Origin of the sequence: Phenylobacterium sp., assembly GCF_030681155.1 — a bacterium.
Classification (GTDB): Bacteria; Pseudomonadota; Alphaproteobacteria; order Caulobacterales; family Caulobacteraceae; genus Phenylobacterium.
The window spans coordinates 1-9,976 of sequence record NZ_JAUXXE010000046.1 but is presented as its reverse complement, the minus strand read 5'-3'; the positions used below and the strand labels follow the sequence as shown (position 1 = coordinate 9,976).

Here is a 9,976-nt window from a genome sequence, read left to right as displayed (position 1 = left end):
ATCATGTTCTTCACATAGTCGGCGTGGCCAGGGCAGTCGACGTGCGCGTAGTGACGGTTCGCCGTCTCATATTCCACGTGCGCGGTGTTGATCGTGATCCCGCGGGCCTTCTCTTCCGGCGCGGCGTCGATGTCCGCATAGGCCATCGCCTTAGCGCCGCCAGCCTTCGCCAGCGTCATCGTGATCGCAGCCGTCAACGTCGTCTTACCATGGTCAACGTGACCAATCGTGCCGATGTTGCAATGCGGCTTATTGCGTTCGAACTTTTCTTTAGCCATTTCAAGCTCCAGCCCTGTTTGGGCTTGTCCTCTAAACTAGGGTTGGGGTTAGGCGTACTTCTTGATCACTTCGTCGGCGACGTGTTGCGGCACCGGGTCGTAGTGATCGTACTGCATGGTGAACTGAGCGCGGCCCTGCGACATCCCGCGAAGGGTGTTCACATAACCGAACATATTCGCCAGCGGCACGTAGGCGTTGACGACGATCGCGTTGCCGCGGACGTCCTGGCCCTGGATCATGCCACGGCGACCATTCAGGTCACCGATGACCGAACCCAGATACTCTTCCGGCGTCACGACTTCGACAGCCATGATCGGCTCAAGCAGCTTCGGAGCGCCCTTCTCGCGAAGTTCGCGGAAGGCGGCTCGCGCCGCGATTTCAAACGCCAGCACGCTGGAGTCGACATCGTGGTACTTGCCGTCGGTGAGGGTCGCCTTGAAGTCGATCAGCGGGAAGCCGGCGAGCAGGCCGTTGTCCTTGACGGACTCCAGACCCTTTTCGACGCCGGGGATGTATTCCTTCGGCACCGCACCGCCAACGATGGCGCTTTCGAACACGAAGCCCGAGCCCGGCTCGCCGGGTTCGAACGTGATCATGACGCGGGCGAACTGGCCCGTACCGCCGGTCTGCTTCTTGTGGGTGTAGTCGATATCGACCTTCTTACCCAGGCTTTCACGATAGGCCACCTGCGGCGCGCCGATATTGGCCTCGACCTTGTAGGTCCGCTTCAGGATGTCGATCTTGATGTCCAGGTGCAGCTCGCCCATGCCCTTCAGAATCGTCTGGCCCGACTCGTGGTCGGTGGAGACGGTGAAGGACGGATCTTCAGCCGCCAGTTTGGCCAGGGCGACGCCCAGCTTTTCCTGGTCAGCCTTCGACTTGGGCTCAACGGCGATTTCGATAACCGGCGCAGGGAATTCCATGCGCTCGAGGATCACCGGCGACTTGTTCGGATCGCAGAGGGTGTCACCCGTACGGGTTTCCTTCAGACCAGCCAGAGCGACGATGTCGCCAGCATAGGCTTCCTTGATGTCTTCGCGGTTGTTGGAGTGCATCAGCAGCATGCGGCCGACGCGTTCCTTCTTGTCGCGGGTCGAGTTCATCAGGCTCATGCCGGTTTCGAGCTTGCCCGAATAGATGCGGCAGAAGGTCAGCGAACCAACGAAGGGGTCGTCCATGATCTTGAACGCCAGAACCGAGAGCGGCTCATCGTCCGAGGCCTTGCGGACAACGGGCTCTTCGGTGCGGAAATCGATGCCCGGCGTCGGCGGAATGTCGAGCGGCGACGGCAGGTATTCGACAACGGCGTCGAGCAGGGGCTGAACGCCCTTATTCTTGAAGGCCGAGCCGCAAAGGATCGGATAGAAGGCACCGGTCAGCACGGCCTTACGGATGCACTTCTTGATGGTGTCTTCCGAGGGCTCTTCGCCGCTCAGATAGGATTCCATCGCTTCGTCATCGAGCTCGACGGCGTTTTCGATCAGGTAATGACGCGCCGCGGTGGCGGCTTCGACGAGGTCAGCCGGGATGTCGCGCACGTCGGCGTCGGCGCCAACGGTGTCGGTTTCCCAGACCAGGGCCTTCATCTGAACTAGGTCGATCACGCCCTTCAGGTTCGATTCCGAACCGATCGGCAGTTGGATCGGCACAGCCTTCGCGCCCAGGCGATCGCGGATCGACTCGACCGACTTCTCGAAGTCGGCGCCAATCTTGTCCATCTTGTTGACGAACACGATACGCGGAACCCGATACTTGTCAGCCTGACGCCAGACGGTTTCGGTTTGCGGTTCGACACCGGCGTTGCCGTCCAGCACCGTCACGGCGCCGTCGAGCACGCGCAGCGAACGTTCGACTTCAATGGTGAAGTCCACGTGGCCGGGTGTGTCGATAATGTTGAGGCGCTTGCCCTTCCAGAAGGCGGTCGTCGCGGCGGACGTAATCGTGATGCCGCGTTCCTGCTCCTGGTCCATCCAGTCCATGGTCGAGGCGCCATCATGCGTCTCCCCCACTTTGTGGTTTTTGCCAGTGTAGAACAGAATCCGCTCCGTCGTCGTCGTCTTACCGGCGTCGATGTGCGCCATGATGCCGAAGTTGCGGTAGTCTTCGATTTTGTGCGTGCGGGGCATAGCGGAAGCTCTGCTGGAGAAGGGCGTTCGGGTATCTGAACGAACAGCGCGGGCGGTTTAACTCAAACCGCCCGCGCCGGAAAGCGATGGATGCCGGGTCTTACCAGCGGTAGTGCGAGAAGGCGCGGTTCGCTTCGGCCATCTTGTGCGTGTCTTCACGCTTCTTCACGGCCGAACCACGGTTCGAGGAAGCGTCCAGCAGTTCGCCGGCCAGCTTCTCGGTCATGGTGTTTTCGCCGCGCTTGCGAGCGGCGGTGACCAGCCAACGAATGGCCAGGGCCTTGCGGCGGTCCGGACGGACTTCGACGGGCACCTGATAGGTGGCGCCGCCGACCCGGCGGGAGCGGACTTCGATGCCAGGAGCAACATTTTCCAGAGCCGCGTGGAACGTTTCCAGCGGGGTCTGGTCTTTGCGCTTGGCTTCCAGGATGTCGAAAGCGCCATACAGAATGTTTTCTGCGACGGCTTTTTTGCCTTCGTACATGACGTAGTTCATGAATTTGGTGACCGTGAGGTCTCCGAACTTCGGGTCCGGAAGAACTTCACGTTTCTCGGCGCGACGGCGGCGGGACATTCTTCTTATTCCTTACTTAGGACGCTTGGCGCCGTAGAGCGAACGACGCTGCTTGCGGTCCTTGACCCCTTGGGTGTCGAGCACGCCGCGCAGGATGTGATAGCGAACGCCGGGAAGGTCCTTCACGCGGCCCCCACGGATGAGCACGACCGAGTGCTCTTGAAGGTTATGGCCTTCGCCGGGGATGTAGCACACCGCTTCGATCCCGGTGGTCAGACGCACCTTGGCGACCTTACGAAGAGCGGAGTTCGGCTTCTTCGGAGTGGTCGTGTAGACGCGGGTGCAGACGCCACGGCGCTGAGGGCAGCCCTTAAGGGCCGGAACCTTGTTGCGCGACGGCTTGTCCTGCCGGGGCTTGCGAATGAGCTGGTTGACTGTTGGCATCTAATCTCTGCTCTGGAGGCGTGTGCCGTTTGGCCGTGGCGCCTCGAAAAAGGGTTCAGTTCGTGTCTGGTCTCGAGACCGCCCGTTGAACGCAAAAACTCGCCGGCGCGCGATCTCGTGCGTTCCGGCGGTCCTGGTCATCCGTTGCGGGATGACCGTTCATCGGGACAAAGGAATAATCCTCGGTCGCGAAAGGAGCGCGGTTCATACTCGCGAAGGCCCTTCTCGTCAACGCTTGCGAAAGAAAGGCCTTTTCCGGCTGCTCTTGGTCGGTTTCAGCCATCAATTCGCCGCGTGAGACGCGAAACTCAAGCTCAAGGTTGCAACCCGAGGGCGTGTCATGCGGTCAGCGGACCGACGACGGCTGACGATGATCGTGGTGGGCTCGGGAATCGCTCACCTCGGCATGTTCGCCCTCTTAGCCGCCAATCCTCCACGACTGCGACAGGGTGATGTTCCACCGATCTTTGCGGTCGAGGTTGTCCCCTTCGTCCTGCCGCCCCGCTCGGCGCCGCCTCAAGACCTCTCCAGCCGCCCGCTTCATCGTCGGCGGGCGGTCGGTGTCGATGAAACGACGAGGGTCGCACCGCTGGTTACGCCCAATGCGCCCGCGCCGCAGGACGATCCGAGATTTGTGCCCGCGCCCTCCCCCGCTCCCGCTGATGGTTCGCTGGCGCTGCGCAACGCGCTGAGAAGCAGCCCCGTCGGCTGCGCCAACCTAAATCTCCTAGCCCGCGATGAACGACAGGGATGCCTGGAGAAGCTGGGCGCGCGCGCCGAGGATACGCCGTTCATCCCGCCGCCGCTCGCCAAGGACAGACTGCGGGGCTTCGACGAGAAGGTCGCCGCCCAGGAGCAGATGCGGATATACCGACGAACCAACATCTATCCCGGCATGCGGGAAGCCCTGAGGGCGGCCAGATGAGGCGACGCGTTCCAAGAGGCTTGTGGGTCGGCCTGTCGATCGCGGGTCACGCCGGCGTGCTCGCCATCCTGGCCACGGCCCAACCGCAGTTGCGCCAGGTCGAGAGCCCGCCGGTCTTCGAGGTGACGGTTGCGCCGCGGTTCCTGACCACGGCCGAGGATCGCCCCGTTCCCCGCGAGACTGCCGCCAACCGCCCCCTGCGGCCGCGCCGCGCCCTGAGGCCGGACGAGACCTCCGAGGTGGCACCGCTGATCACACGCAACGCGCCGGCGTCGACGCTCCGAGGTGACACCGTTGCCCCATCAGTGGCGCCGGAGTCCGGTCCGACAGCCGAGGCCTCGCCCGACCTGCTGCGCAATGCCCTGAGGCGCGGGGCGGTCGGATGCGCCAATCCGACCTTGCTCAGCAAGGCCGAGCGCGAGGCCTGCCTGGAGAAGCTCGGCGCCGGAGCTAAGGGCGCCCCGTTCATTGAGCCGCCGATGTCACGGGAGAAACGCGCAGCTTTCGACGAGGCGGCGGCGAAGAAGCAGGCCTATCGGCGCTACAAGGGCCAGAACATCCCGCCAGGCACGGTCGGCTCTGGGTTGGGGGACGACTCCGGCGCGCTCATCATTCCCCTCAGATAAGGAACGCGGGACGTGGCCAATGGCCGGCCACGTCCCCTCGCCTAGCCTCCGACCGGCAGATGCTTGGCGAGGAAAGCCTCGATCGCCTCGAGCGTCTGGGTGCGCGTCGCCGCGCGTGTCAGGTAGTGGTTCTCATCCTTGAGGACGACGTACTCATAGGACTTGCCTGCCGCCTTCAGGGCCTTGGCCATCACCTCCGATTGCTCGGGCAAAACGACAGTGTCCTTGTCGCCGTGGATCAAAAGGATCGGCGCTTGCACCTTGGTCGCTTGGCGCGCGGGCGAGGTGGCCATGATCTTCTCGGTCGAGCTACGGCCCAGCATGCCCTTCAGTTCTCCAAGCCCGGCGGACTCACGGCCGTAGAGCCGGCCTTGTTCGATCATCAACAGACCAAGATCGGCCACGCCTGCGATCGAAGCCGCACAGCGATAGGCGTCGGGGTGCAGACTGGCGCCGGCCAGGGCCGCATAGCCACCAAAGCTGGCGCCGACAATGCAGACACGTTTCGGGTCGATCTCGCCGGTCGCCGCGAGTGCCGCCACGCCGTCGAGTAGGTCGGTCTGCATCTTGCCGCCCCACTCGCCAAAGCCGGCCTTTTCGAACGCGTCTCCAAAGCCCGCCGATCCGCGGAACTGGGGTTGCAACACGACGTATCCGCGGCTGGCGAGGAACTGCGCCAGATAGTCGAAGTCGTAGACGTCGCGGCTCGCCGGACCGCCATGGGGAAGGACGATGAGCGGGGCCTTGCCGGCCGCAGCTCCCGGCGGCGAGGTGACATAGGCCGGTATCTCCAGGCCATCGCGCGCCTTGTAGGTCATCCACCGGGTCGCGCCGAGCTGGGCGTCCTTTAGCTCGGGGTACTCCTCGCCAAGGGGCGAGAGCTCCTTCCGTGTCTTGTCGAACAGGTACCAGACACCCGGCGCCGAGGGCGCGCCGACGCGGACCACAAAGCGGGTTCTATCAGCCGACCAACTTCCCAGTAGCACTGCCTTGCCCTTGAAGGCCTTGGCGAGGGTGGCGTGAACCGCGCCGACCTCAGGGTCGAGCCAATTGATCACCGGCTTCTCGGCACCGGTCTCGACGCCGATCGCCGTCCGGAGGTGGCGATCCCAGATCAGGTCAGGCGTCGTGCCTCCAAACCCTTCCGCGACGACGGAAGTCGCCCCGTCGGCAAGACGCTTGGCGATCAATTTGTCGTCCAGCCCCAGGTAGACAGCCTCGTCCTGCGCCGAATAGCCATAGTACGAACGGCGGCTATCGAAGTCCGGCCCTTCCCAGATCCGGGTCCAGCCCAACTTACCCTTCGCCCGGCCACTAACGGCGAAGCGGTGATTGAGTTCGTCGATCTCCAGGCGGACCCGAACTTCGCCGCTAGGATCGATCTCCCAACCTTGGGTGTCGTAGTCCCCCCGCTCAAGGAGGCGGCCACGCCCTGTCGCCGGATCCATGCTCCACAGGGCCATGACGTAGGGACTGTCCACGCCCTTTCGCTGAAGCTTGGTGTTCATGTTCGAACTGGCCCCTTGGGACTCGATGAGCCCAAGAGCCACCGCCCGGACCGGCGAGCGGGAGATCCCGACAATGTTCTGTTCGGTTAGCAGCGACGAGACAGGGTCGGCGGAAAACAACTGCGCCACAGCCTTGGCCTCACGCGTCACGCTGATAGTCCGCTCCATCCGGTAGACATTTCGCGGCCCGACCTTTTCCCAATAGGCCACCCGCGCCAGGACGAACTCATCCCCGGCCCATTGCAGGTGCACGCCTTCAACGTCGCCCAATTGAAGGATTGGCAGACCAGGCTGGTCGAGTGTCGCGATCGAGATGAAGCGCTGCTCGGACGTCGCCCCCATCAGGGCGACACGCTGGCCGCTGGGCGAGATATCCACGTCGAGGACGGCGGGGACCCGGCCAAAGGCGGAGGCTGGCGGCGGAGCGGCCTGAACAGTCGTCGACCAGCCAAGCGCGACCATCGCCGCGCTGGCGCATAGCTTCTTCATGAATCCCCCCAGCGTTCAAAACGCTAGGGAACAAGCTACACCTTGGCGACAGTTCGGCAACCGTTGGTTGCTCACAGTGCACAGGTGCAGAAACGAAAACGGCCCGGGATTGCTCCCGGGCCGTTCCGTAGGACTTCTGACTGGAAGAAGTCTTAGCTCTAGACCTTCTCCGCCTCGGCATCGACGGCGATGATGTCCGGAAGCGGCTCCATGGCCTCTTCGCGGCTGGCCGACAGGGCTTCGTCGCGCTTGGCGGCGATGCGCTGCAGATTCCGGAGGTACGAACCCGTACCGGCCGGGATCAGACGGCCGACGATCACGTTTTCCTTCAGGCCTTCCAAGGTGTCGCTCTTGCCCTGCACCGAAGCCTCGGTGAGCACGCGAGTGGTTTCCTGGAACGACGCGGCCGAGATGAAGCTGCGGGTCTGCAACGACGCCTTGGTGATGCCGAGCAGGACGGGTTGAGTGATCGCCGGGCGACCGCCGCGGGCTTCAGCCTTGGCGTTCTCCTCGTTGATCTCCGTCATATCCAGGTGGTCGCCCTTGAGCAGGCCGGTGTCGCCCGGCTCGAGGATTTCACCCTTCTGCAGCATCTGACGAACGATCGTTTCGATGTGCTTGTCGTTAATCGGCACGCCCTGGAGGCGATAGACCTCCTGGATCTCGTCGACCAGGAACTCGGCCAGCGCCTCGATGCCCAGGATGCGCAGGATGTCGTGCGGATCCGGATTGCCGTCGATCAGGTACTCGCCCTTGCGGATGATGTCCCCGTCGTGGACGGCGATGTGCTTGCCTTTCGGGATCAGGAACTCGACCGGTTCGCCACCATCCTCGGGGGTGATCTTGATCCGGCGCTTGTTCTTGTAGTCCCGACCGAATTCGACGCGGCCGTCCATCTCGGCGATGACTGCGCAGTCCTTCGGACGGCGGGCTTCGAAGAGTTCGGCGACGCGCGGCAGACCGCCGGTGATGTCCCGGGTCTTGGCGCTTTCCGTGGAGACGCGGGCCAGAACTTCACCTGGCTTGATCTCGTCGCCGTCGCCAACCGAAAGAATGGCGCCGACCGGCAGGAGGTAACGAGCCTCACCGCCGTTGGAGATGCGCATGTAGGCGCCGTCGTTCCCGATCACCGACATGGCCGGACGCAGGTCCGAACCCTTGGTCGATGCGCGCCAGTCGATGACCACGCGGTTGGAAATGCCGGTGGCTTCATCGGCTTCTTCACGGACCGAGACGTTCTCGACCAGGTCCTCGAAGCGGACCTTGCCGCCCACTTCGGAGATGATCGGGTTCGAGTAGGGGTCCCATTCGGCGAGGCGTTGGCCGCGCTTGACCTTGTCGCCTTCCTTGACCCGCAGGCGGGCGCCGTAAGGCGGCTTGTAGGTTTCACGATCCTTGCCATCGACCTGCACGATGATCTGCAGGTTGCGGCTCAGGACCACGAAATCGCCGTCCGGAGCCTGGACGGTCATGCCGCCCACGATCCGAGCGACACCCTCGTTGCCGGTCTCGAAGAACGACTGCTCGGCCACCTGGGCCGTACCGCCGATGTGGAAGGTCCGCATGGTCAGCTGGGTGCCCGGCTCGCCGATGGACTGGGCGGCGATGACGCCGACCGCTTCACCGATGTTGACCGGAGTACCACGGGCCAGGTCGCGGCCGTAGCAGGCGCCGCAGACGCCTACCTTGGCTTCGCAGGTCAGGACCGAACGCACCTTGATCGACTGGACGCCGACCTTGTCGACGAGATCGCACATGTTCTCGTCGAAATAGGTATCGGCAGGGGCGATGACTTCACCGGTGCCCGGATCCTTCACGTCTTCGGCCGAGAAGCGGCCGAGGACCCGCAGGCCCAGCGAGACGAGGACGTCGCCGCCCTCGACCACGGCCCGCAGGGTGATGCCCCGGGTGGTGCCGCAGTCTTCCTCGTTGATGATGCAGTCCTGCGCCACGTCGACCAGACGACGCGTCAGATAGCCGGAGTTGGCGGTCTTCAGCGCGGTGTCGGCCAGGCCCTTACGAGCGCCGTGGGTGGAGTTGAAGTACTCCTGGACGGACAGGCCTTCCTTGAAGTTCGAGATGATCGGCGTTTCGATGATTTCACCCGACGGCTTGGCCATCAGGCCGCGCATCCCGCCGAGCTGCTTCATCTGGGCTTGCGAACCACGAGCGCCGGAGTTGGCCATCATGAAGATCGAGTTGATCTCCTTTTCACGGCCGTTCTCGTCCTTCTCGGCGGTCGAGATTTCCAACATCATTTCGTCGGCGACGCGGTCGGTGGCCTTGGCCCACGCGTCAACGACCTTGTTGTACTTCTCGCCCTTGGTGATCAGGCCGTCAGCGTACTGTTGCTCGTACTCTTCGACCAACGCGCGGGTCTGAGCCACGATCGGCTTCTTCCGCTCGGGGATGATGATGTCATCCTTGCCGAAGGAAATGCCGGCCTTGGCCGCTTCCTTGAAGCCCAGCGCCATCATCTGGTCGGCGAAGATGACCGTCGCCTTCTGACCGCAGTGGCGATAGACGGCGTCGATCAGGTTGCCGATTTCCTTCTTGGTCAGGTTCTTCTCAAGAAGGCGGTGGCCGATCGCCGGGTGGTGCGGGAACAGCGCCACGATCTTCATCCGGCCAGGCGTCGTATCGATCACCTTGCGGACCAGCTCACCCTCGGCGTTCATTTCCGAGTGGCGGGCTTTGATCTTGGTGTGGAGCGTCACGACCTTGGCGTCGAGCGCCGCGTCGATTTCGCCGAGGTCCGCGAACAGCTTGCCTTGGCCAGGCTCGTTATCCTTGGCCAGCGACAGGTAGTAGAGACCCAGAACGATATCCTGCGACGGCACGATGATCGGGCGACCATTGGCGGGCGACAGGATGTTGTTCGTCGACATCATCAGCACGCGCGCTTCAAGCTGGGCTTCCAGCGAGAGCGGAACGTGGACGGCCATCTGGTCGCCGTCGAAGTCGGCGTTGAAGGCGGCGCAGACCAGCGGGTGAAGCTGGATGGCCTTACCTTCGATCAGCTTCGGCTCGAACGCCTGGATGCCCAGACGGTGAAGCGTCGGCGC

At 63.4% G+C, this 9,976-nt stretch carries 8 protein-coding genes; 2 read left to right on the top strand and 6 right to left on the bottom strand.

Annotated elements, in window-relative coordinates; translation table 11 throughout:
* The 4 genes from Q8M13_RS11945 to rpsL form a co-directional block, all read right to left on the bottom strand.
* On the bottom strand, window positions 1-278 hold a 278-nt coding region (locus tag Q8M13_RS11945), incomplete at its 3' end, for a GTP-binding protein (protein ID WP_305300170.1).
* Between the two features lie 48 nt (window positions 279-326).
* Window positions 327-2,405 carry an elongation factor G gene (gene fusA / locus Q8M13_RS11940; RefSeq protein WP_305300169.1) on the bottom strand — a complete coding sequence of 693 codons (2,079 nt, stop codon included), beginning with the start codon at window positions 2,403-2,405 and terminating at the stop codon, window positions 327-329.
* Window positions 2,406-2,505: 100 nt separating this feature from the next.
* Window positions 2,506-2,979, bottom strand: coding sequence for a 30S ribosomal protein S7 (rpsG, locus tag Q8M13_RS11935; protein ID WP_304808457.1), 474 nt, complete (start codon window positions 2,977-2,979; stop codon window positions 2,506-2,508).
* 12 nt (window positions 2,980-2,991) lie between these two features.
* Entirely contained in the window at window positions 2,992-3,363 is a 372-nt protein-coding gene (gene rpsL / locus Q8M13_RS11930) for a 30S ribosomal protein S12 (RefSeq protein WP_056018026.1), read from the bottom strand.
* 340 nt (window positions 3,364-3,703) lie between these two features.
* Between rpsL and Q8M13_RS11925 the strand changes: the two genes are divergently transcribed.
* A complete protein-coding gene (locus tag Q8M13_RS11925) occupies window positions 3,704-4,288 on the top strand; it encodes a hypothetical protein (RefSeq protein WP_305300168.1) in 585 nt (194 codons plus the stop codon).
* Between the two features lie 20 nt (window positions 4,289-4,308).
* Entirely contained in the window at window positions 4,309-4,914 is a 606-nt protein-coding gene (locus tag Q8M13_RS11920; RefSeq protein WP_305300167.1) for a hypothetical protein, read from the top strand.
* A gap of 41 nt (window positions 4,915-4,955) precedes the next feature.
* Here the strand turns inward: Q8M13_RS11920 and Q8M13_RS11915 are convergent, their stop codons facing one another.
* On the bottom strand, window positions 4,956-6,911 hold the full coding sequence (locus Q8M13_RS11915) for a S9 family peptidase (protein ID WP_305300166.1): 1,956 nt from the start codon (window positions 6,909-6,911) through the stop codon (window positions 4,956-4,958).
* A 158-nt stretch (window positions 6,912-7,069) separates the two neighbouring features.
* A partial coding sequence (locus Q8M13_RS11910) for a DNA-directed RNA polymerase subunit beta' (protein ID WP_305300165.1) occupies window positions 7,070-9,976 on the bottom strand: 2,907 nt, incomplete at its 5' end.